At 59.3% G+C, this 20,676-nt stretch carries 21 protein-coding genes; 18 read left to right on the top strand and 3 right to left on the bottom strand.

Annotation, left to right across the window (positions count from 1 at the left end; all coding sequences use genetic code 11):
• Nucleotides 1-288: 288 nt before the first annotated feature.
• From B723_RS28625 to B723_RS28600, 6 genes are all read left to right on the top strand, one after another.
• Nucleotides 289-771 (top strand): GNAT family N-acetyltransferase, encoded by a 483-nt coding sequence (locus B723_RS28625; RefSeq protein WP_031319060.1) that lies wholly within the window; start codon nt 289-291, stop codon nt 769-771.
• Nucleotides 772-946: 175 nt separating this feature from the next.
• Nucleotides 947-1,939 carry a 2-dehydro-3-deoxygalactonokinase gene (locus B723_RS28620; protein ID WP_017340086.1) on the top strand — a complete coding sequence of 331 codons (993 nt, stop codon included), beginning with the start codon at nt 947-949 and terminating at the stop codon, nt 1,937-1,939.
• A 19-nt stretch (nt 1,940-1,958) separates the two neighbouring features.
• On the top strand, nt 1,959-2,579 hold the full coding sequence (locus tag B723_RS28615; protein ID WP_017340085.1) for a 2-dehydro-3-deoxy-6-phosphogalactonate aldolase: 621 nt from the start codon (nt 1,959-1,961) through the stop codon (nt 2,577-2,579).
• A gap of 49 nt (nt 2,580-2,628) precedes the next feature.
• Entirely contained in the window at nt 2,629-3,777 is a 1,149-nt protein-coding gene (gene dgoD / locus B723_RS28610; RefSeq protein WP_008152275.1) for a galactonate dehydratase, read from the top strand.
• A gap of 191 nt (nt 3,778-3,968) precedes the next feature.
• The gene (locus B723_RS28605; RefSeq protein WP_017340084.1) at nt 3,969-5,279 is read left to right on the top strand and encodes an MFS transporter; all 1,311 of its coding nucleotides are present in this window, start codon (nt 3,969-3,971) and stop codon (nt 5,277-5,279) included.
• 60 nt (nt 5,280-5,339) lie between these two features.
• Nucleotides 5,340-6,143, top strand: coding sequence for an IclR family transcriptional regulator (locus tag B723_RS28600; protein WP_008152270.1), 804 nt, complete (start codon nt 5,340-5,342; stop codon nt 6,141-6,143).
• Here the strand turns inward: B723_RS28600 and B723_RS28595 are convergent.
• Nucleotides 6,140-7,192, bottom strand: coding sequence for an NAD(P)-dependent alcohol dehydrogenase (locus B723_RS28595; RefSeq protein WP_017340083.1), 1,053 nt, complete (start codon nt 7,190-7,192; stop codon nt 6,140-6,142). The genes B723_RS28600 and B723_RS28595 overlap by 4 nt on opposite strands.
• Nucleotides 7,193-7,382: 190 nt before the next feature.
• Between B723_RS28595 and B723_RS28590 the strand changes: the two genes are divergently transcribed.
• Nucleotides 7,383-8,273, top strand: coding sequence for an AraC family transcriptional regulator (locus tag B723_RS28590; protein WP_017340082.1), 891 nt, complete (start codon nt 7,383-7,385; stop codon nt 8,271-8,273).
• A 271-nt stretch (nt 8,274-8,544) separates the two neighbouring features.
• Here the strand turns inward: B723_RS28590 and B723_RS28585 are convergent, their stop codons facing one another.
• A complete protein-coding gene (locus tag B723_RS28585) occupies nt 8,545-10,209 on the bottom strand; it encodes an electron transfer flavoprotein-ubiquinone oxidoreductase (RefSeq protein ID WP_017340081.1) in 1,665 nt (554 codons plus the stop codon).
• A gap of 547 nt (nt 10,210-10,756) precedes the next feature.
• Between B723_RS28585 and B723_RS28580 the strand changes: the two genes are divergently transcribed.
• The 11 genes from B723_RS28580 to B723_RS28530 all read left to right on the top strand — a co-directional run bounded on the left by B723_RS28580 (nt 10,757) and on the right by B723_RS28530 (nt 20,306).
• Nucleotides 10,757-11,506: an electron transfer flavoprotein subunit beta/FixA family protein gene (locus B723_RS28580; RefSeq protein ID WP_017340080.1), complete on the top strand. Its 750-nt coding sequence runs from the start codon at nt 10,757-10,759 to the stop codon at nt 11,504-11,506.
• Between the two features lie 2 nt (nt 11,507-11,508).
• Entirely contained in the window at nt 11,509-12,438 is a 930-nt protein-coding gene (locus tag B723_RS28575; protein WP_017340079.1) for an electron transfer flavoprotein subunit alpha/FixB family protein, read from the top strand.
• Nucleotides 12,439-12,518: 80 nt separating this feature from the next.
• Nucleotides 12,519-13,343, top strand: coding sequence for a substrate-binding periplasmic protein (locus B723_RS28570; protein ID WP_017340078.1), 825 nt, complete (start codon nt 12,519-12,521; stop codon nt 13,341-13,343).
• A gap of 9 nt (nt 13,344-13,352) precedes the next feature.
• Entirely contained in the window at nt 13,353-13,709 is a 357-nt protein-coding gene (locus tag B723_RS28565) for a DUF4398 domain-containing protein (protein WP_017340077.1), read from the top strand.
• Nucleotides 13,706-14,518: an OmpA family protein gene (locus tag B723_RS28560; protein WP_052909718.1), complete on the top strand. Its 813-nt coding sequence runs from the start codon at nt 13,706-13,708 to the stop codon at nt 14,516-14,518. The genes B723_RS28565 and B723_RS28560 overlap by 4 nt, the downstream gene beginning before the upstream one ends.
• A 285-nt stretch (nt 14,519-14,803) precedes the next feature.
• Nucleotides 14,804-16,243: a PLP-dependent aminotransferase family protein gene (locus B723_RS28555; RefSeq protein ID WP_017340075.1), complete on the top strand. Its 1,440-nt coding sequence runs from the start codon at nt 14,804-14,806 to the stop codon at nt 16,241-16,243.
• An 88-nt stretch (nt 16,244-16,331) separates the two neighbouring features.
• The gene (locus B723_RS28550; RefSeq protein ID WP_017340074.1) at nt 16,332-16,805 is read left to right on the top strand and encodes a hypothetical protein; all 474 of its coding nucleotides are present in this window, start codon (nt 16,332-16,334) and stop codon (nt 16,803-16,805) included.
• 164 nt (nt 16,806-16,969) lie between these two features.
• Nucleotides 16,970-17,224: a YkgJ family cysteine cluster protein gene (locus B723_RS28545; RefSeq protein WP_017340073.1), complete on the top strand. Its 255-nt coding sequence runs from the start codon at nt 16,970-16,972 to the stop codon at nt 17,222-17,224.
• Nucleotides 17,225-17,265: 41 nt separating this feature from the next.
• Nucleotides 17,266-17,871, top strand: coding sequence for an START domain-containing protein (locus tag B723_RS28540; RefSeq protein WP_017340072.1), 606 nt, complete (start codon nt 17,266-17,268; stop codon nt 17,869-17,871).
• 16 nt (nt 17,872-17,887) lie between these two features.
• Nucleotides 17,888-18,103 carry a hypothetical protein gene (locus B723_RS28535; RefSeq protein WP_017340071.1) on the top strand — a complete coding sequence of 72 codons (216 nt, stop codon included), beginning with the start codon at nt 17,888-17,890 and terminating at the stop codon, nt 18,101-18,103.
• Between the two features lie 109 nt (nt 18,104-18,212).
• The gene (locus tag B723_RS28530) at nt 18,213-20,306 is read left to right on the top strand and encodes an LTA synthase family protein (protein WP_017340070.1); all 2,094 of its coding nucleotides are present in this window, start codon (nt 18,213-18,215) and stop codon (nt 20,304-20,306) included.
• Between the two features lie 60 nt (nt 20,307-20,366).
• Here the strand turns inward: B723_RS28530 and B723_RS32665 are convergent, their stop codons facing one another.
• Complete coding sequence (locus B723_RS32665; protein ID WP_174602692.1) at nt 20,367-20,525, bottom strand: DUF3309 family protein; 159 nt, start codon at nt 20,523-20,525, stop codon at nt 20,367-20,369.
• Nucleotides 20,526-20,676 lie beyond the last annotated feature (151 nt).

Below are 20,676 nucleotides of genomic sequence, written 5' to 3'. Positions count from 1 at the left end.
TCATCTGTCTATCATGCGAGGCGCGGATGTTAGGTCCGAGGTTGTCGATTTCAGGGTTAGTGCTGGCCGGAGTAATGCCTGTACATGATCGCCTTGTAGCTTTTGTGGCGAGGGAGCTTGCTCCCGCTGGGCTGTGAAGCAGCCCTAAAACAAGCGACGCGGTCTTTCAGGCAGGCAGGGGTCGACCTGGGAAGGGACTGCTGCGCAGTCCAGCGGGAGCAAGCTCTCTCGCCACAGACTGCGAGCCGACTTAGTATGGCGTTTTCCACTTTTGACGAAGGCACGTCCATGACGATCGAAATCCGCCCGGCGACCCCCAGCGATGCACCGCAAATCCTCGGGTTCATCACTGAACTGGCCGATTATGAACGTGCCCGCCACGAAGTCATCGCCAGCGTCGCCGACATCGAGCGCAGTCTGTTCAGCGAAGGCGCCACGGCCCACGGACTGATCTGCCTGCGGGACGGTTTGCCGATTGGTTTTGCGGTGTTCTTCTTCAGCTACTCCACCTGGCTCGGCAGTAACTGCCTGTACCTCGAAGACCTCTACATCACCCCCGAACAGCGTGGCGGCGGCGCGGGAAAAACCTTGCTGCGCCACTTGGCGAAAATCGCCTGCGCCAATGATTGCGGTCGGTTCGAGTGGAGCGTGCTGGACTGGAACAAGCCGGCCATCGAATTCTATAAATCCCTGGGGGCGCAGCCGCAGGAAGAGTGGGTTCGGTACCGGATGGATGGCGCGGTATTAAGGGATTTTGCCGCGGGCAATTGAATCCTTAAAAGATCGCAGCCTTCGGCAGCGCCTACCGGTGTAGGCGCTATCGAGGCTGCGATCTTTTTTTGCCAGAATCCCAAAATATGGGATGTATATTTATATATTGAGATTTTCCCGCTTTCGGGTTTATAGTCCAGCTCACTCACTGCCAATAAACAAAACAGGTGAAGCGATGCTGGCGCAATTGATCGCGCTCGATTGGGGGACAACCTCATTACGTGCTTACAAACTCGCCGCGGGTGGCCAGGTGCTCGAACAGCGTTCGCTGTCATCGGGGATCATGCAACTGCCCCGGACGCCGCGAATCATTAACGGTCAGGTATGCACAGACGGTTTTGAACTGGCCTTTGACGAGGCTTGCGGTGACTGGCTCGATGAACAACCCGCTTTGCCGGTGATTGCCTGCGGTATGGTTGGCAGCGCGCAGGGCTGGCGCGAAGCGGCCTACCGCGATACACCGGCGAACGTCGCCAATCTCGGAACTTCCCTACAAACCATTCGCAGTCTTCGCGGTGTCGATGTGCACATCGTGCCGGGCGTGATTCAACGTTCGCGGCTGCCGAACGTGATGCGTGGTGAAGAAACCCAGGTACTCGGCGTGCTGCAAAACCTGCCGAGCGGGGCGGGCAGCGATCTGTTGATCGGCCTGCCGGGCAGTCATTCGAAATGGGTGGAAGTGGCCGACGGCTGCATCGTGCATTTCGATACCTTCATGACCGGTGAAGTCTTCGCCGTGCTCAGTGAACACAGCATTCTGGGACGCACTCAGCAGCGCGGCGCATCCTTCGATGGCGACGCGTTCGACCGCGGTGTGCAAGTGGCCCTGTCGGTGGACGGCGAGGTCGGCCCGTTGTCGACGCTGTTCAGCGCCCGCAGCCTCGGGCTGACCGGCGAGTTGAGCGGCAGCGCGCAACCGGACTATCTGTCCGGCCTATTGATCGGTCATGAGCTGTCGGCGCTGGCCACTGTTCAGCGGCGTCGGCGCAACAGCGTCCATCTGCCGGCAATCATCCTCATCGGTAACTCACAACTGTGTGCCCGCTACAGCCGGGCCCTCGACGCCTGCGGTTTTGCTCGCGTGACGCTGGCCGAACACGCCACCGAACGCGGGCTGTGGCAGTTGGCGCTCGCTGCCGGACTCGTCACCCCACATCCATCCCGTTAAACCTGACTGGAGGTCTGACATGCTCAAGCAAGCCCTGGCGCAAAACGGCCTGATCGCAATCCTGCGCGGCCTGCGCCCGCAGGAAGCGGCGGCTATCGGAGAAGTCCTTTACGCAGCCGGATTTCGCGTCATCGAAGTGCCGCTCAATTCCCCCGAACCGTACGAAAGCATCCGCATCCTGCGCAGTACTTTGCCCGCCGATTGCCTGATCGGTGCCGGCACGGTGCTGACGCCGGAGCAGGTCGAGCAAGTGAAAGCCGCCGGCGGGCAGGTGATCGTCATGCCCCACAGCGATCCCAAGGTGCTTCGTGCAGCGAAAGCGGCGGGGCTGTTCCTGTCGCCGGGCGTTGCGACACCGACCGAAGCTTTCGCCGCACTGGCCGAAGGGGCGGATGTGCTGAAGATGTTTCCGGCCGAGCAAATGGGGCCGGCGGTTGTAAAAGCCTGGCTGGCGGTGTTGCCCGCCGGAACCATTCTGGCGCCGGTGGGCGGGATCACCCCGGAGAATATGCAGGTGTTTATCGACGCCGGCGTCAAAGGCTTCGGTCTCGGGTCCGGGCTGTTCAAACCGGGCATGACGCCGGAGCAGGTGGCGTCCAACGCCAAAGCCTACGTCGCTGCATGGAACGCTCTGCGTTAAGACTTTTTTGGCGCCGAGCGCGCTGCATCTAACAAGAGAGAGAGAAGAGATGAAAATCACCAAACTCACCACTTTCATCGTTCCGCCGCGCTGGTGCTTCCTCAAGGTCGAAACCGACGAGGGCGTGACCGGTTGGGGCGAGCCCGTGGTCGAAGGCCGTGCCCACACCGTGGCAGCGGCCGTTGAAGAATTATCCGACTACCTGATCGGCAAAGACCCACGCAACATCGAAGACATCTGGACCGTGCTGTACCGCGGCGGCTTCTACCGGGGCGGCGCGATCCACATGAGTGCCCTGGCCGGTATCGATCAGGCGTTGTGGGACATCAAGGGCAAGGCGTTGGGTGTGTCGGTCAGCGATCTGCTCGGTGGTCAGGTGCGGGACAAGATTCGTGTCTATTCGTGGATCGGCGGTGACCGTCCGGCAGACACCGCGCGTGCAGCGAAAGAGGCGGTGGAGCGTGGTTTCACTGCGGTGAAAATGAACGGCACCGAAGAGCTGCAATTCCTCGATTCCTTCGAGAAAGTCGACCTCGCCCTGGCCAACGTCGCAGCCGTGCGTGACGCGGTCGGGCCGAACGTCGGCATCGGCGTGGACTTCCATGGCCGGGTGCACAAGCCTATGGCCAAGGTGCTGATGAAGGAGCTCGATCCGTACAAGCTGATGTTCATCGAAGAACCGGTGCTCAGCGAAAACTACGAAGCGCTGAAAGAACTGGCGCCGCTGACCAGCACGCCGATCGCCCTGGGTGAGCGCCTGTTCTCGCGCTGGGATTTCAAGCGCGTGCTCAGCGAAGGTTACGTCGACATCATCCAGCCCGATGCTTCTCACGCTGGCGGCATCACCGAAACCCGCAAGATCGCCAACATGGCCGAAGCCTACGACGTCGCGCTGGCGCTGCATTGCCCGCTGGGCCCGATTGCCCTCGCGGCGTGTCTGCAACTGGATGCGGTTTGCTACAACGCGTTCATCCAGGAGCAGAGCCTGGGCATTCACTACAACGAGAGCAACGACCTGCTGGATTACGTCAAGGATCCGCGGGTGTTCGATTACGACAAAGGCTTCGTGAAGATTCCGAATGGTCCGGGCCTGGGCATCGAGATCAACGAGGAGTACGTGATCGAACGCGCGGCGGTCGGGCACCGCTGGCGCAACCCGATCTGGCGGCATGCCGATGGCAGTTTTGCCGAGTGGTGAGTTCTGTCTGACCCATCGCAACCCCTGTGGGAGCCAGCCTGCTGGCGATTCGGTCAGCACATCCGGCATGGATGGTGACTGATACACCGCGATCGCCAGCAGGCTGGCTGGCTCCCACAGTTTGATCTCCATGGACACGGAGATCTGCAGTTTCACATCGACCTCAATAAACATAAGAAGAGGCAATCCCCATGCAACCGCAAACCCTCACCGGGCAGGCGTCGTTGGTGGCGCCCAGCCGCAAGCGTTTTTTCATCATGGTCCTGCTGTTCATCACCGTGGTGATCAACTACCTGGACCGCAGCAACCTGTCCATCGCCGCCCCGGCGCTGACCAGCGAACTGGGCATCGACCCGATCCACGTCGGGCTGATTTTCTCGGCGTTCGGCTGGACCTACGCCGCCATGCAGATCCCCGGCGGTTGGCTGGTGGATCGCGTCCCGCCGCGCATTCTCTACAGCGTCGCGTTGCTGCTGTGGTCGATCGCCACGGTGATGCTCGGTTTCGCCGCCAGCTTCATCGCGCTGTTCGTGTTGCGCATGGCAGTCGGTGCCCTGGAAGCCCCGGCGTATCCGATCAATAGCCGCGTGGTCACTACCTGGTTTCCCGAACGCGAACGCGCCACAGCCATTGGTTTCTACACCTCCGGCCAGTTCGTTGGCCTGGCGTTCCTTACCCCGGTACTCGCGTGGTTGCAGCATGAGTTTGGCTGGCACATGGTGTTTGTCAGCACCGGCGCGGTGGGCATTCTCTGGGCGGTGATCTGGTACTTGGTGTATCGCGAACCACGGGATTTCAAAGGTGCCAATGACGCTGAAATCGAGCTGATTCGCGAAGGCGGCGGGCTGGTGGATATCCAGGCTGAGCAAGCGAAGGTCAAGGCTAAATTCAGCTGGACCGACCTTGGCATCGTGCTGACCAAACGCAAGTTGTGGGGCATCTACCTCGGTCAGTTCTGCCTCAACTCGACGTTGTGGTTTTTCCTGACGTGGTTCCCGACCTACCTGGTGAAATACCGCGGCATGGACTTCATCAAGTCCGGCCTGTTGGCGTCGCTGCCGTTTCTCGCGGCTTTCGTCGGCGTGCTCTGTTCCGGGTTTTTCTCCGACTTCCTGATCCGCCGCGGGTACACGGTGGGTTTCGCTCGCAAGTTGCCGATCATTGGCGGCTTGCTGATTTCCACCTCGATCATTGGCGCCAACTTCGTCGAGTCGACGCCGCTGGTAATTGCCTTCCTCGCACTGGCCTTCTTCGGCAATGGTCTGGCTTCGATCACTTGGTCGCTGGTCTCAACGCTGGCACCGGCACGGTTGTTGGGGCTGACCGGCGGCGTGTTTAATTTCATCGGCAACCTGTCGGCGATCACCACACCGATTGTCATCGGTTTCCTCGCCACCGGTGATTCGTTCGCCCCGGCGATTACCTACATCTCGGTTCTAGCGTTGATCGGTGCGCTTTCCTACATTCTGCTGGTCGGGAAGGTTGAGCGTATCAAGTTGTAGTTGCAGCCGTCGGGCGACCATAATGCCGCCCGTTCCCTCGCTCAACGGTAAAGGCTGGATATGCAGGAAGACGCCCCAAAAATCGCCAAGGACGCCGCGCCGACCGGCACCCAGACATTGCTTCGCGGTCTGGGTGTGGTTCAGGCCGTGGCCAGTGGCGCCCGCGATCTCAAGGAAATCGCCCGGCTGATCGGCACGACGCGCAGCACCACCCATCGTCTGGCCAGTTGCCTGGTGGACGAGCGTTATCTGCGCGTGGTGCCGCAAGTCGGGTATCTGTTGGGGCCGAAGTTGATTGAGTTGGGTTTTCAGGCTCGCGAGGAATTGCCGCTGGTGACGTTGGCCGGGCCATATCTGGATGAGTTGTCGGCGTTGACCGGCGACACCATCCACCTGGCGATTCGCGAGGGCGACGAGGTCCTGTACCTGCACAAGAATCCGGGGCGCAATGGCCCGGAAATGCGCTCGCGGGTCGGCCATCGCATGCCGTTGGCGCGCACCGGGATCGGCAAGGCCCTGATGCTCGATGACACGCAGGAAGAATGGCAACGGCTGTACGAAGTCAGTTTGCCTGCGGGTGGGAAAAATCAGTTCTGGCCGCAGCACCCGGAGCAATCCTGGGAGCAGTTTCAGCAGCGCATGGTCGAGTACGTGGCGGGCGGCTACGCCTTCGATCTGGAAGATAACGAACCGTCGATCCGCTGCGTGGCGGCACCGATTCGTGATGCCAGCAAGCGCATCGTTGCCGGCATCAGCATCGCCAGCACCGTGCCGTACATGCCGCTGGAAAAAATGGCCGAGCTGATTCCCCTGATCAAAGGGGTCACGGCCCGGCTTTCGGCAGAACTGGGTGCGAAGGTTTAGACCTTCAGCGTCGCCATGTCGATGACGAAACGGTACTTCACGTCACCGGCAATCATGCGGGCGTAAGCCTCGTTGATCTGGCGGATGTCGAGCATTTCGATGTCGCAGGTGATGTTGTGCTCGGCGCAGAAATCCAGCACTTCCTGGGTTTCGGCGATGCCGCCGATCAGCGAGCCGGCCAGTACGCGACGGCTCATCACCAGTTTGCCGGCGTGGACCGCTGGATCGACCGGTTCGATCAGCCCGACCAGAATGTGCACGCCGTCGAAACGTAGCGTGTCGAGGTAGGGATTGAGGTCGTGCTGCACCGGAATGGTGTCCAGCAGAAAGTCGAAATGGCCTGCTGCTGCCTTCATCTGCCCGATGTCGGTGGACACGATCACATGGTCCGCACCCTGGCGACGACCTTCTTCAGCCTTGCTTGCCGAACGGGTGAACAGCGTCACTTCCGCGCCCATCGCCTTGGCAAACTTGATACCCATGTGGCCGAGGCCGCCCATGCCTAGAATCCCGACCTTGTCGCCGGCCTTGACGCCGTAGTGTTTGAGCGGCGAGTAGGTGGTGATGCCGGCGCAGAGAATCGGCGCGGCGCTGGCCAGATCGAGCTTTTCCGGAATGCGCACGACGAAGTGTTCACTGACGACGATGCTGTCGGAATAGCCGCCCATGGTGTTGCTGCCATCCACTCGGTCGGGTGTGGCGTAGGTCATGGTCGGACCTTCGAGGCAATATTGCTCGAGGTTGGCCTGGCAAGCTTCGCAGCTGCGGCAGGAATCGACCATGCAGCCGACGCCGACCAAGTCGCCGACTTGATGTCGGGTTACGTTCGCACCGATGGCGGTCACTTTGCCTACGATCTCGTGACCGGGCATCAGCGGGTAAACGGCAATGCCCCACTCGTTGCGTGCCTGGTGGATGTCGGAATGGCAGACGCCGCAATAGAGAATGTCGATCGCAACGTCGTCGGCGCGGGGGCTGCGGCGCTCGAATTTCATGGGGGCGAGGGGAGTGGTGGCTGATTGAGCGGCGTATCCGATGGCGGTGTACATGATGGACCTCGCAAAAGCGGTGACAGGTGAGGCGGCGCATTCTGGGCGCGGTGCCGGTCACCGGCCATGGCGATTCCTCCGGGTGTCATGCCTATTCCTCCGGCATCAGCGTTCGATGGATCAAATGCGCGATCAGACCTGCGATGATGTTTTCATCCCGATTTCCGCGACTTTTTTGTGAAGAGCTCCCATGTTGTTGACCCGTCATCTCGATGCCAATGCCACGCTGGTTTCGCTGATCCAGCCTTTGACCACTCGCGATGGTTTTGCGCCGACGGCATTACCGGGCGTGCAGGTTTTGCGCGCCAGCTGTGATGTGGCACGCGGTCCGCAGATCTATGAACCGAGTCTGGTCATCATCGCCCAGGGCAGCAAACTGGCGTATCTGGGGGCTCGTACGCTGGAATACGGTGCCGGGCATTACCTGATTCAGGCATTGCCGGTGCCTTTTGAATGCGAGACTTTCTCGGCGCCTGATGGGCCGATGCTTGGGGTTTCGATTGCCATCGATCGGGTGCTGCTCGGTGAGTTGGTGTTGGCCATGGGGCTGGCACCGGGGCGCAATATTCCTGCGCAGACACCCGAGTCGATGACCTCGGCGGTGCTCGACGATGCGATGCGTGGTTGTGTGGAACGGCTGTTGCGTTGCCTGCACGATCCGCTGGAATGCCAGATCATGGGGCCGGCGCGGTTGCGGGAATTGTTGTTCGTCGCGTTGCGTGGTCCGCAAGCGGATGTGTTGCGCGCGCTGGTGGAACAACAGGGCCAATTCGCTCGGGTTGCCGCTTCGCTCAGTCATCTGCACGCGCATTACACCGAGCCATTGAACGTCGAGACCCTGGCCAGTTGCGCGAACATGAGTGCGTCGACCTTTCATGAGCATTTCAAGCGCAGCACCTTGTTGTCGCCGGTGCAGTACTTGAAGCGATTGCGTTTGCTGAAGGCGCAACAGTTGTTGCTCACCGAAGGGTTGGGTGTGGCGCAGGTGGCGCATCGAGTCGGGTATCAGAGCACGTCGCAGTTCAGTCGTGAGTACAAGCGCTACTTTGAGCGCAATCCCGGGGATGAGCGCGCCGCCTGATAAATCGTGGGCAACAAAAAAGGCCCCCATTTAGGGAGCCTTGTTGTTCACTTAAGAGTGTCTTGAATCAAAGGAAACTTGTGGCGAGGGAGCTTGCTCCCGCTTGAGTGCGTAGCACTCACAAAACTCGGCAATAGTTGTCAGATTTTTGGGGCCGCTACGCAGCCCAGCGCGAGCAAGCTCGCTCGCCACAAAGGTATGCACGATCCAAGAGCGCGCTTAAGTGAACAGCATTGCCCATTTAGGGAGCCTTGTTGTTCAGCGATTCGACTTACATGTTCGGGTAAGTCGGTCCGCCAGCACCTTCCGGTGCCACCCACGTGATGTTCTGTGCAGGGTCCTTGATGTCGCAGGTCTTGCAGTGAACGCAGTTCTGGGCGTTGATCTGGAAGCGCTTCTCGCCGTCTTCCTTGGTCACCACTTCGTACACGCCGGCCGGGCAGTAGCGCTGGGCAGGTTCATCGTACATCGGCAGGTTCTTGCTGATCGGGATGCTTGGATCGGTCAGCTTCAAGTGGCAAGGCTGTTCTTCTTCGTGGTTGGTCCCCGAGATGAACACCGAGCTGAGTTTGTCGAAGCTGATCTTGCCGTCCGGTTTCGGGTAGTCGATCTTCTTGCAGTCGGCCGCCAGCTTCAGGCAAGCGTAATCAGGCTTGGTGTCGTGCAAGGTGAACGGCAGTTTGCCGCCGAAGATGTTCTGGTCCAGCCAGTTGAAACCACCGCCGACGATGGCGCCGAATTTGTGGATCGCCGGGCCGAAGTTGCGGCTGGCGAACAGTTCGTCGTAGAGCCAGCTCTTCTTGAATGCGTCGACGTAAGTGGTCAGCTCTTCGGTGCCGTCTTTTTCGGCGAACAGTGCCTCGGCGACGGATTCAGCGGCGAGCATGCCGGACTTCATCGCGGTGTGGCTGCCTTTGATCTTGGCGAAGTTCAGGGTGCCGAGGTCGCAACCGATCAGTGCGCCGCCCTTGAAGACCATTTTCGGCAGCGAATTCAGGCCGCCTTTGCAGATGGCGCGGGCACCGTAGCTGATGCGCTTGCCGCCTTCCAGGTACTGCTTGAGCACCGGGTGATGCTTGAGGCGCTGGAACTCGTCGAACGGCGACAGGTAGGTGTTGCTGTAGGAAAGATCGACGATCAGACCGACCACCACCTGGTTGTTTTCCAGGTGATATAGGAAGGAGCCGCCGGTGTTCTCGGTTCCCATGATGTCCAGCGGCCAGCCGGCGGTGTGCACCACCAGGCCTGGCTGATGCTTGGCCGGGTCGATTTCCCAGATTTCCTTCAGGCCGATGCCGTAGTGCTGGGCGTCGGCTTCGCTGTCGAGGTTGAAGCGCTTGATCAACTGCTTGCCGATGTGGCCGCGGCAACCTTCGGCGAACAGCGTGTACTTGCCACGCAGTTCCATGCCCGGGGTGTACAGGCCTTCTTTCGGATGACCTTCGCGGTCAACGCCCAGGTCGCCGGTGATGATCCCGCGAACTACGCCGTGCTCGTCGAACAGCGCTTCTTGTGCGGCGAAGCCCGGGTAGATTTCCACGCCCAGGTTTTCGGCCTGCTGAGCCAGCCAGCGGCACAGGTTGCCCAGGGAGATGATGTAGTTGCCTTCGTTGTGCATGGTCTTGGGCACAAAGAGGTCAGGAATTTTCTGCGCACTGTCGGCGTTCTTGAGAACGAAGATGTCGTCGCGTGTCACCGGCGTGTTCAGCGGGGCGCCGAGTTCTTTCCAGTCCGGGAACAATTCGTTCAGGGCGCGTGGTTCGAACACGGCACCGGACAGGATGTGAGCACCGACTTCGGAGCCTTTTTCGACCACGCAGACGCTGATTTCCTTACCGGCTTCAGCAGCCTTCTGCTTCAAGCGGCAGGCGGCGGAAAGACCAGCGGGGCCGGCACCGACGATGACCACGTCGAATTCCATGTATTCGCGTTCCACAGGTTATCTCCTACTCAAGGCTCAACAGTTTTTTTTCTAATTGGAGGTTTGGTGTCGCATCCATGAATTCCTGCGTAATGCAGGAAGAGGACAATCGATGAACCACCTTTCTCTTTGGGTGGCGCATTATATCTACACCACTCCTAGCGTCCAATACAAACGTTTGTTTGAATCGGCTCAAAGCCAGAGAAATCAAAGTCACGCGGCTTATGACTGGCCATTTTGCCGTATTGACCGGAATAGGCGTTCCGGTCAAGATACGGTCGGTTTTGCGCTCGCCGTAGGCTGACTGTTGGTTTCAAGAGCACCTCTAAAGACAGGGCGATGGCAGTACAAGGTGATGCGCGGTGCAATGTTGGCGCGCAGTTTACACGCCGCGATATTGAATGACTTGTTGGTCACCACTGACGAACGGTCATCAACTTCATGAGCGATGGTCACTTGACACGTATGCCGGCGTTTTTAGAGGTGCCCTTGCGCCCGATGAGCATCAACCGCCAGGTTCGCCTAGGCGACTTTCTTTTCACCGGAGAGTAACGAGGAATCCATGAAGGTTCTTGTAGCTGTCAAACGCGTTGTGGATTACAACGTCAAGGTTCGCGTCAAGGCGGACAATTCCGGCGTCGACCTCGCTAACGTGAAGATGTCGATGAACCCATTCTGCGAAATCGCCGTGGAAGAAGCCGTACGCCTGAAAGAGAAAGGTGTTGCGACTGAAATCGTCGTCGTTTCCGTCGGCCCGTCCACCGCTCAAGAGCAGCTGCGCACCGCGCTGGCTCTGGGTGCCGACCGCGCCATCCTCGTCGAATCCGCTGAAGATCTGACTTCCCTGGCCGTTGCCAAATTGTTGAAAGCGGTTGTCGACAAGGAACAGCCTCAGCTGGTGATCCTTGGCAAACAGGCCATCGACAGCGACAACAACCAGACTGGCCAGATGCTCGCTGCACTGAGCGGTTACGGTCAGGGCACCTTCGCTTCGAAAGTCGAAGTGTCCGGCGACAGCGTTGCCGTGACCCGGGAAATCGACGGCGGCGCGCAGACCGTTTCCCTGAAACTGCCGGCCATCGTCACCACCGACCTGCGTTTGAACGAGCCGCGCTACGCGTCCCTGCCAAACATCATGAAAGCCAAGAAGAAGCCTCTGGAAGTGCTGACTCCGGACGCTTTGGGCGTTTCCACCGCCTCCACCAACAAGACCGTGAAAGTCGAAGCGCCGGCTGCACGCAGCGCGGGCATCAAGGTCAAGTCGGTGGCTGAACTGGTCGAGAAACTGAAAAACGAAGCGAAGGTAATCTAATCATGACTATCTTGGTAATCGCTGAACACGACAACAAAGTGCTGGCCCCGGCCACGCTGAACACCGTGGCCGCTGCTGCCAAAATCGGCGGCGACATCCACGTGCTGGTTGCCGGTCAAGGCGCTGGCGCCGTGGCTGAAGCCGCTGCGAAAATCGCTGGCGTGGCAAAAGTGCTGGTGGCCGACAACGCCGCCTACGCTCACCAACTGCCGGAAAACGTTGCGCCGCTGGTAGCTGAATTGGGCGCTGGCTACAGCCACATCCTGGCTGCCGCGACTTCCAACGGCAAAAACATCCTGCCGCGCGTTGCCGCCCAGCTGGACGTTGACCAGATCTCCGAGATCATCTCGGTCGAAAGCGCTGACACCTTCAAGCGCCCGATCTACGCCGGTAACGCCATCGCGACCGTTCAGTCGAACGCTGCGGTCAAAGTCATCACCGTTCGCGCCACCGGTTTCGACCCGGTCGCGGCTGAAGGTGGTTCGGCTGCCGTTGAAGCGGTTGCTGCTGCGCACAACGCCGGCACTTCCAGCTTCGTTGGTGAAGAACTGGCCAAGTCCGATCGTCCGGAGCTGACCGCTGCCAAAATCGTCGTTTCCGGCGGTCGCGGCATGCAGAACGGCGACAACTTCAAACACCTGTACGCTCTGGCCGACAAGCTGGGCGCTGCCGTTGGTGCTTCCCGCGCCGCGGTCGACGCAGGTTTCGTACCCAACGACATGCAGGTCGGTCAGACCGGCAAGATCGTTGCTCCACAGCTGTACATCGCCGTCGGTATCTCCGGCGCGATCCAGCACCTGGCCGGCATGAAAGACTCCAAAGTGATCGTTGCGATCAACAAGGATGAAGAAGCGCCGATCTTCCAGGTGGCCGATTACGGCCTGGTGGCGGACCTGTTCGAAGCCATCCCTGAGTTCGAGAAGCTGGTCTAATCCTGCGGCTTGACCTATAAAGAGCCCGACCTTTTGGTCGGGCTTTTTTTTGTTCCGGATTTGAGTGGGAGAGTGTCGCCATGGATTTGCGCCGAGTGTTCGGTTGGTCATTGCTGTTGGGCCTGACGGTGTTGCCAACACTGTCTGTCGCCGCGGGCAAGTGCGAACGCCTGGTGGTCACCGGCAGCCCGGATGCGCCGCCGTACCTGTGGCAAGACCCGCAAAATCCCAAGCACCTGATCGGCGCCAGTGCCGATTTGTTGCAGCACGTGGCAGGGGAGTTGGGCATCAAGGTCGAGTTGCTGTACGCCGGCAAACGCTCCCAGGCCCTCGATGAAGTGCGCAGCGGGCGCATGGACATGCTGGCGGATGCGCCGTTGACGGTCAGCGAACTGGAAACCCTGGATTACATTCATCCGCCGTTGCTGGAAAACGATTACCTGGTCTGGACCCGAAAGGATTCGCCACTGGTCTACAACGAAGCCCAGGACCTCCACGGTCATCCCGGCGCAGTGTCGGAAAAGTTTCGGATGACCACGGCATTTGGGACGTTCGCCGAGCAGCAATTGACCCTCATCCGTACACCAAACCTCACCCAAGCCCTTCAGAAACTGCTGTTGGGCGAGGTGGAATTTGTTCTCGCCGGACGCTACTCCGGCATGGCGGCCGCGCAGGCACTGAGCATGGCCAACGATCTGGTGGCGCGTCCACAACCGGTCGACAAACCCGGCCTGTACCTCGCGGTTTCCCATAACTCCGCCTGCAACGATCCGTGGTTGCGCGGACAGCTGGCCAAAAAGATGACAGAATTGCCCGCGTCCGGACTGACGGAAGCCGCGCTGCAACGCAACATCGAGCGTTGGAAAGCGCAGCAACAACAACCCGCCAGTACCCCAAAACAGTAGGGATTTTTAGTGAGTATTCGACCTCTTTTCGCAGCCCTGGCCGTTCTGGCTCTGGCGGGTTGTGCAGCCGATCCGGCGCCGAATGAACAAATTCGCCTGACCGAACAGGCCTTGATACAAGCCAAAGCCGTGGGTGCCACTGCCGACGAGGTGCCGGAACTGAAACTGGCCGAAGACAAGTTCAGCCGTGCCCAGGGCGACATGGCGGACGAGTCCTACAAGCATGCGCGGATGCGCGCTGAACAGGCCGAGCTGGATGCGCGTTTGGCCGAAGCCAAGGTCCTGACCCTTAAAAGCGAGGAGCAGTTGAACGTGCTCAATACCCGTATCACCCGTCTGCGCAAGCAAGTGGGAGATGCCCAATGAGCCTCAAGTCCCGCGCCATCGGCGGATTGATCCTGGCGGGTTGCGCCAGCCTGTATGGCTGCGCCGGCCAGCACAGCGAAACCGCATTGCAAAACGCCGGTGCCGACTTCCAGAAGGTCAAGGAAGATTCCAACGTGCTGCGAATCGCGCCGAAAGACGTGATTCGCGCCGGAGAGTCCCTGGCCCGCGCCGACCGCCTGTCCAGCTACTGGGGCAGCGGTTCGGACGTGGTCCATTACGCTTACCTGAGCCGGCGCTACAGCGAAATCGCCCGAGAGCACACCAATCAGGTGCTCAATGAGGAGCGCGCGGCGAAGCTCGAACTGGAGCGTCAACGCCTGCAACTGGCCTTGCGCGAGTCCAAGTTGCTCAGTGTGCAGCAACAGGGCAAGTGGCTCGAAGAACAGATTGTCGCGCTCGCCACGACCCAGACCGACCGTGGCCTGGTGATGACCCTGGGCGACGTGCTGTTCGATACCGGCGAAGCGGAGTTGAAAAACTCGGCGAACCGCGTGGTGTTGAAAATCGTGCAGTTCCTGCAGCTCAACCCCAAGCGCGTCGTACGCATCGAAGGCTACGCCGACAGTACCGGTGGCAAGCAGGAAAACCTCAAGTTGTCCCGTGACCGCGCGCAATCGGTGGCCGATGTGCTGATGGACCTGGGCATCGACGATAAACGCATCCAGGTCGAAGGGTATGGTGACGAATACCCGGTGGACGTGAACGCCTCCGAACGGGGCCGTGCGCAGAACCGGCGGGTGGAAATTGTGTTCTCCGACGAAAAAGGCCAGCTCGGCGCCACCCGGTAGGCGCTGGCAGACCCTGCGATCTTTTGATCTTGCTCTTGATACTCAAGTGGGCCTGGAAAGATCGCAGCCTCGTTTCACTCGACAGCACCTACAACCCGGCCTGCCCGTCAGCGCCGGGTTTTTTTGCGCGCCGATTGCCGCACGCTTTCAGTAAAAAACAGTACAGTTTTTGCTGACACTGCACTGTACCGTCGACTATTGTGGCAACTGTCCCCGTACACTTCTAAACTGTTCCGGTATTGTTTCACACAAGAATAAAATGCCCGTGAAATCGAGTGCTGCGTCATGACCAATCTCTTGCTCTACCAACGTATTGCTCAGCAACTGGCCGAAGACATCCGTCGTGGTGTCTATCAACCGGGGGAGCGCGTGCCATCGGTGCGCAAGATGAGCTCGCAGCTCAACGTCAGCCATGCCACGGTGTTGCAGGCCTACGCTAATCTCGAAGATCAGGGGCTGATCCGCGCCCGGCCGCAGTCGGGTTACTACGTGCACCAGACACCGGCCCTGACTGCGCCGACCCCGGACATCGCTCGGGTAGAGCGCCCCGGTCTGGTCACCCGCAGCAGCATCATTCAACAAGTACTGGTCGAGTCCCGCCGCGAGGGCGTGTTCCCCTTGGGCGCGGCCGTGCCGAGCGTCGATTACCTGCCGGTGCGGGCGTTGCATCAGCAACTGGCCAAGGTCACCCGTTTCCATAGCCCGCGCGCTTTCAGCTACATGTTCAGCCCCGGTTTCGAGCCGCTGCGCCGCCAGGTGGCCATTCGCATGCGCGACGCCGGTGTGGTGGTCGATCCGTCCGAAGTGGTGATCACCCACGGCTGTGTCGATGCCTTGCAGATGTCCCTGCGCGTGCTGACCCGGCCGGGCGACTTGATCGCCGCCGAGTCGCCGACCTATTACGGTTTGTTGCAACTGGCTGACCTGCTGGGCCTCAAAGTCATCGAGATCCCCAGCGATCCGGCCACTGGCATGAGCCTTGAAGCGCTGCAACTGGCAGCCAATCAATGGTCGATCAAGGCGCTGGTGCTGACCACACGCCTGAGCAACCCGCTCGGCGGCACCATGCCTGAAGAGCGGCAGAAACAACTGCTGCGCCTGGCCTCGGATTTCGACATCCAGGTGGTCGAGGACGATATCTACGGCGAACTGATGTTCGAACAGGGCCGCACCAAGTCACTCAAGGCTTACGACCGGCTGGATCGGGTGATCTATTGCTCAAGCTTCTCCAAGACCCTGTCGCCAGGCGTGCGGATCGGCTGGATGATCGCCGGCAAGTACCAGCAGGAAATCCAGCGCCTGCAGACCTTCAGTACGCATTCCGCTTGCAGCGTCACGCAGATGGGCATTGCGGCGTATCTGGAAAATGGTGGTTACGACCGACATCTGCGCTACATCCGGCAGGAATATCGCAAGAACCTCAGCGCTTTCCAGCTCGCGGTGCAGCAGTATTTTCCGGAAGGCACGCAGATGACCCGGCCGACCGGCGGTTTCATTCTGTGGGTGAGCCTGCCAGGCCGGGTCAACACGCAAGAACTGCATGTACGGGCTTTGCAGCAAGGCATCAGCATTGCGCCGGGGCTGATTTTCAGTAACACCGAGCAGTTCAATCACTGCATCCGGCTCAATTGCGGTACGCCGTGGAACCGCGAAGCCGAGCGTGCCTTGATGACCCTGGGGATGCTCGCCACGCAACTTTGCCAGGAGATGGCGGGCGGCATTTGAGGGTGCGTTTCCCACCCGAGCTTGTCATGTTGCGTCCAACAAGCGAGCATATGGCACTGCCGATAGTGCCGCTCGCTCCGTTGGGTCCATGAAACCGATTTTTTCCGCCGTCTGGCTTTCGATCTGCCTGTTGATGACCTTCCAAGCGGAAAGCATCATGGCGGCTTCCGTTCCGGAAAAAAACGCCACAAGCACGGCTTCGAAAAAAGCCGCACCCGTCAAGAAAGCTGCTCCGGCCAAAAAGAACGTGGCCAAGGTGAAGAAGCGTCCGCCCATTGCGTCCAAGTCCAAGGCTGCCAGCGAGGTCGTGAAAACCCGACTGCCTTCGGCTGACCTGGATTTGAGTCTGCCCGAAGAGATGGCCGAAGAGTTAAAGCCGATCGGTACAGTTCCATTGCCCCGGCACGACGCCGTGTTGCCGCAAATGTTCGGTGACAAGGCCGGCAGCTCCCCCTTTCAGCTCAACGGGCGACTGATCAGCAACGAAATGAAGTTGCAACTGCGTAACGAAGAACGTCGTGACGTTGATGGTGCCGCGCTGGAGTTCGAGTTCAAACGATAATTTCTTTGCTCTGTGACCCATTCGCCAGACGCTTTGTCGGAGACTGGTCAGTCACGTTCGATCAAGCGTAAAAACCCTGCCTCCGGCAATTTAAAACAACTGTTTTAGCGGTTACTCTGTGCCCCGTCCTTTAACACATCGCCCTTCGCGAGGAGCTCGTCGTCATGAAATGCCGTGAAGGCTGTGGCGCCTGTTGCATTGCCCCTTCCATCAGTTCGCCGATTCCCGGCATGCCCAACGGCAAAGCCGCCGGAGAACGTTGCGTACAACTCTCTGTCGAAAACCTGTGCAGTATTTTCGGCCAACCGGAACGTCCTGCCGTGTGTTCGGCGTTCGAAGCCGACGTCGAAGTCTGCGGAAGCAGCAGTGACGAAGCGATCAGATTGCTGGGCTGGTGGGAGCAGATGACGGCTGCGTGATGTGTTCTACGAACGGAACTTCAACAACAAGGAATAAGACTATGGGTTCGCTGCATCGTATGGCTGTGTTGTGTGGTTTGACGGTGGTGTTGGCGACTTCCGCCGCACAGGCCGAAGACTGGAAGGTGGCCAAGAATGAAGACGGCATCAAGGTGTCCTTGAGCGAAGTGGCCGGCTCCGACTACAAGGCTTATCAGGGCGTTACCCTGATGAAAACCACCATGGCCAAACTGCGCGCACTCCAGGAAGACGTGGCAGGCGCCTGTACCTGGATTCACGAGTGCAAAATGCAGAAGCTGCTCAAGCACGAAGGTGACCAGAGCTGGACCTACACCCAGTTCAATACCCCATGGCCGGTGACTGCGCGTGATTCGGTGCTGCATATCACGACCACCGAAGGCCCCGATGGCAGCCTGACGCGCAAGCTCGAAGGGGTGCCGAAGTACATTCCCGAAGAGAAAGGTTTTGTGCGGGTTACCAAGGTTGAGGGGTTCTGGAAGTTGGTGCCCAAGGGGGATCAGGTCGAAGTGACTTATCAGGTTCACACTGAACCGGGTGGGAGCATTCCGTCGATGGTGGCCAACAAGTTTGTGGTTGATGCGCCGTTCAATACTTTGAAGGCGCTGAAGGAGCGGGCTGAGAAGTAATTGCCTTGGGGGGTGGGTGTACATATCCATTGCTGCGGCGGCGGCGGCTATTGGTTCCGCCGTCACCAAAAAAACGGATATGCCCAAGGTAGAAAACACCTCCCAAGACAGCTACTCGCTGATCTTTTTTATGTTTCCGAATATGCGTTGCACGAAATTTTCACAAAGCCTCCAAGACAATTCGCCCGCGCCAGTCGTGCTGGTCAGTAATCAATGGCAATGCCGCGATTGATCGTGCAACATTTGCGCACCGCGCAAACCCCGGGGCCGATAACTGGCCGACAGAGGGCAGGGCGCAGCTTTATTTTGAAACTTCAACTTCCAATGGGTCCTAAAACGAAATGGCAATCCCGGACGCCCTGAGTCAGCAGCGAGCTTCTAGTCGCCTGCTGCAACCGACCGTCAAATCGCATCTGGCCTACACGTTGCTGTGTGCCCTGGTCATGATGGTCATGTTCAGCCTGCTGCGCGTGGCGCTGCTGCTCTACAACCGCGAGATGATCCTCGACACCCCGGCCTCGACCTTTTTGGAAGCGTTCGCCAACGGTCTGCGCTTCGACCTGCGCCTGGTGGTCTACCTCAGCATCCCGCTGTTGTTGGCTCTGTTCAGCGCCCGTGCCATGGCGGCCCGAGGGTTCTTCCGTTTCTGGCTGACCATCGCTTCGAGCATCGCATTGTTCCTCGGCCTGATGGAGATGGACTTCTACCGCGAGTTCCACCAGCGCCTCAACGGCCTGGTCTTCCAGTATGTGAAGGAAGACCCGAAAACCGTGATGAGCATGCTCTGGTACGGTTTTCCGGTAGTTCGCTACCTGCTGGCCTGGGCCGTGGGCACCTTGATCCTGACCCTGGCGTTCAAGGGCGCCGACCGTGCAACCCGTCCTCGCGGTCCGTTCAGCGGCGGCAGCATCGGCACTCGCCAGATCGCCCCGTGGTACGCGCGCATTACAGTGTTTGTTGTGTGTTTGCTGGTCTGCGTGGTCGCGGCTCGCGGCACCCTGCGCCAGGGTCCGCCACTGCGCTGGGGTGACGTCTACACCACCGACTCGAACTTCGCCAACCAGTTGGGCCTGAACGGCACCCTCTCGCTGATTGCGGCAGCCAAGAGCCGGATGTCCGAAGAACGCGACAACATCTGGAAAGCCACACTGGAGCAGCCACTGGCCCAGCAGACTGTGCGTGACATGTTGCTGACGCCCAGCGATAAACTGGTCGATCCGGAAACGGCCGCTGTCCGCCGCAACTACACCCCGAATGCCGACAAGACCCTGCCGATCAAAAACGTCGTCGTGATCCTGATGGAAAGCTTCGCCGGTCACTCGGTGGGCGCGCTGGGGCGTCCGGGCAACGTCACGCCATACTTCGACAACCTGTCGAAAGAAGGCCTGTTGTTCGACCGCTTCTTCTCCAACGGCACGCACACCCACCAGGGTATGTTCGCCACCATGGCCTGCTTCCCGAACCTGCCGGGTTTCGAATACCTGATGCAAACGCCGGAAGGCAGCCACAAGCTGTCTGGCCTGCCGCAATTGCTCAGTGCCCGTGACTACGACGACGTGTATGTCTACAACGGCGACTTCGCCTGGGACAACCAGTCGGGCTTTTTCAGCAACCAGGGCATGACCAACTTCATCGGACGTAACGACTTCGTTAACCCGGTGTTCTCCGACCCGACCTGGGGCGTGTCCGACCAGGACATGTTCAACCGTGGCCTGGAAGAGTTGAAGGCCCGCGACGGCAAGGACAAAAAGCCGTTCTATGCCTTGCTGCAAACCTTGTCCAACCACACGCCATACGCTTTGCCGACTCCGTTGCCGGTCGAGCGCGTGACCGACCGTGGCAGCCTCAATGAACATTTGACCGCCATGCGTTACTCCGACTGGGCGCTCGGTCAGTTCTTCGAGAAGGCGCGCAAGGAGCCTTATTTCAAGGAAACCCTGTTCGTGATCGTCGGCGACCACGGCTTCGGCAATGAGCAGCAGATCACGGAAATGGACCTCGGCCGTTTCAACGTGCCGATGTTGCTGATCGGGCCGGGCGTGCAGGACAAGTTCGGCCAGGTCGACCACACCGTCGGCACCCAGATCGACATCGTGCCGACCATCATGGGCCGTATCGGTGGCGACGTGATCCACCAGTGCTGGGGCCGTGACTTGCTGAACCTGCCGGAAGGCGACAAGGGTTTCGGCGTGATCAAACCGTCGGGTAGCGATCAGACCGTAGCGTTGTTGACCGCAGACCGCGTGTTGGTACTGCCCAAAGAGATGCCGCCGAAGCTGTATCAATACGAACTCGGCGCCAATCCGAAAGGCGAATTGATCCCGGCGTCCGCTGACGAAGCGGCCCTTAAACAGAAACTCGAGTCGTTCATCCAGACGGCGACCAAAAGCCTGATCGACAACACCGCCGGTGTGGTTGACGGCAAGCCGGACTAAGTTTTCGGCGCAATAAAAAAGAGGCCCTTGAAGGGCCTCTTTTTTTTGCCTGTTAACTTTTTATATCTTGCCGAGTAACAGCAGGATCAACAGCACCACCAATACCACGCCGATGATACCCGACGGGCCATAACCCCAACTTCTGGAGTGTGGGAATACCGGCAGGCCACCTACCAGCAGGAGGATCAGAATAATGATTAAAATTGTGCCCATGTCGATTTCCTTGTTGGAAGTGTTCTGGAATTACCTGGCTATAAACGTTCAGCTGGACTGCAATAAACCCAGGCTGCTTACAAAGTCCGACTGCCGTAGATGAAAGAAAATTCCAAGTTTTTTTAATGTTTTTCGAAGATAGGCTTATTTCGTTTGA

Origin of the sequence: Pseudomonas fluorescens NCIMB 11764 (assembly GCF_000293885.2) — a bacterium.
In the GTDB taxonomy this organism is placed as follows: domain Bacteria; phylum Pseudomonadota; class Gammaproteobacteria; order Pseudomonadales; family Pseudomonadaceae; genus Aquipseudomonas; species Aquipseudomonas fluorescens_B.
This window is presented reverse-complemented; position numbering and strand designations above follow the sequence as displayed.

What these genes read in the sequence shown, in the direction of transcription:
- B723_RS28545 (WP_017340073.1), top strand. Translation starts at nt 16,970, where the DNA reads ATGAAATGCCGTGAAGGCTGTGGCGCCTGTTGCATTGCCCCTTCCATC.
- B723_RS28590 (WP_017340082.1), top strand. Translation starts at nt 7,383, where the DNA reads ATGTTGTTGACCCGTCATCTCGATGCCAATGCCACGCTGGTTTCGCTG.
- B723_RS28625 (WP_031319060.1), top strand. Translation starts at nt 289, where the DNA reads ATGACGATCGAAATCCGCCCGGCGACCCCCAGCGATGCACCGCAAATC.
- B723_RS28600 (WP_008152270.1), top strand. Translation starts at nt 5,340, where the DNA reads ATGCAGGAAGACGCCCCAAAAATCGCCAAGGACGCCGCGCCGACCGGC.
- B723_RS28570 (WP_017340078.1), top strand. Translation starts at nt 12,519, where the DNA reads ATGGATTTGCGCCGAGTGTTCGGTTGGTCATTGCTGTTGGGCCTGACG.
- B723_RS28615 (WP_017340085.1), top strand. Translation starts at nt 1,959, where the DNA reads ATGCTCAAGCAAGCCCTGGCGCAAAACGGCCTGATCGCAATCCTGCGC.
- B723_RS28540 (WP_017340072.1), top strand. Translation starts at nt 17,266, where the DNA reads ATGGGTTCGCTGCATCGTATGGCTGTGTTGTGTGGTTTGACGGTGGTG.
- B723_RS28530 (WP_017340070.1), top strand. Translation starts at nt 18,213, where the DNA reads ATGGCAATCCCGGACGCCCTGAGTCAGCAGCGAGCTTCTAGTCGCCTG.
- B723_RS28555 (WP_017340075.1), top strand. Translation starts at nt 14,804, where the DNA reads ATGACCAATCTCTTGCTCTACCAACGTATTGCTCAGCAACTGGCCGAA.
- B723_RS28575 (WP_017340079.1), top strand. Translation starts at nt 11,509, where the DNA reads ATGACTATCTTGGTAATCGCTGAACACGACAACAAAGTGCTGGCCCCG.
- dgoD (WP_008152275.1), top strand. Translation starts at nt 2,629, where the DNA reads ATGAAAATCACCAAACTCACCACTTTCATCGTTCCGCCGCGCTGGTGC.
- B723_RS28580 (WP_017340080.1), top strand. Translation starts at nt 10,757, where the DNA reads ATGAAGGTTCTTGTAGCTGTCAAACGCGTTGTGGATTACAACGTCAAG.
- B723_RS28620 (WP_017340086.1), top strand. Translation starts at nt 947, where the DNA reads ATGCTGGCGCAATTGATCGCGCTCGATTGGGGGACAACCTCATTACGT.
- B723_RS28595 (WP_017340083.1), bottom strand. Translation starts at nt 7,192, where the DNA reads ATGTACACCGCCATCGGATACGCCGCTCAATCAGCCACCACTCCCCTC.
- B723_RS28560 (WP_052909718.1), top strand. Translation starts at nt 13,706, where the DNA reads ATGAGCCTCAAGTCCCGCGCCATCGGCGGATTGATCCTGGCGGGTTGC.
- B723_RS28605 (WP_017340084.1), top strand. Translation starts at nt 3,969, where the DNA reads ATGCAACCGCAAACCCTCACCGGGCAGGCGTCGTTGGTGGCGCCCAGC.
- B723_RS28550 (WP_017340074.1), top strand. Translation starts at nt 16,332, where the DNA reads ATGAAACCGATTTTTTCCGCCGTCTGGCTTTCGATCTGCCTGTTGATG.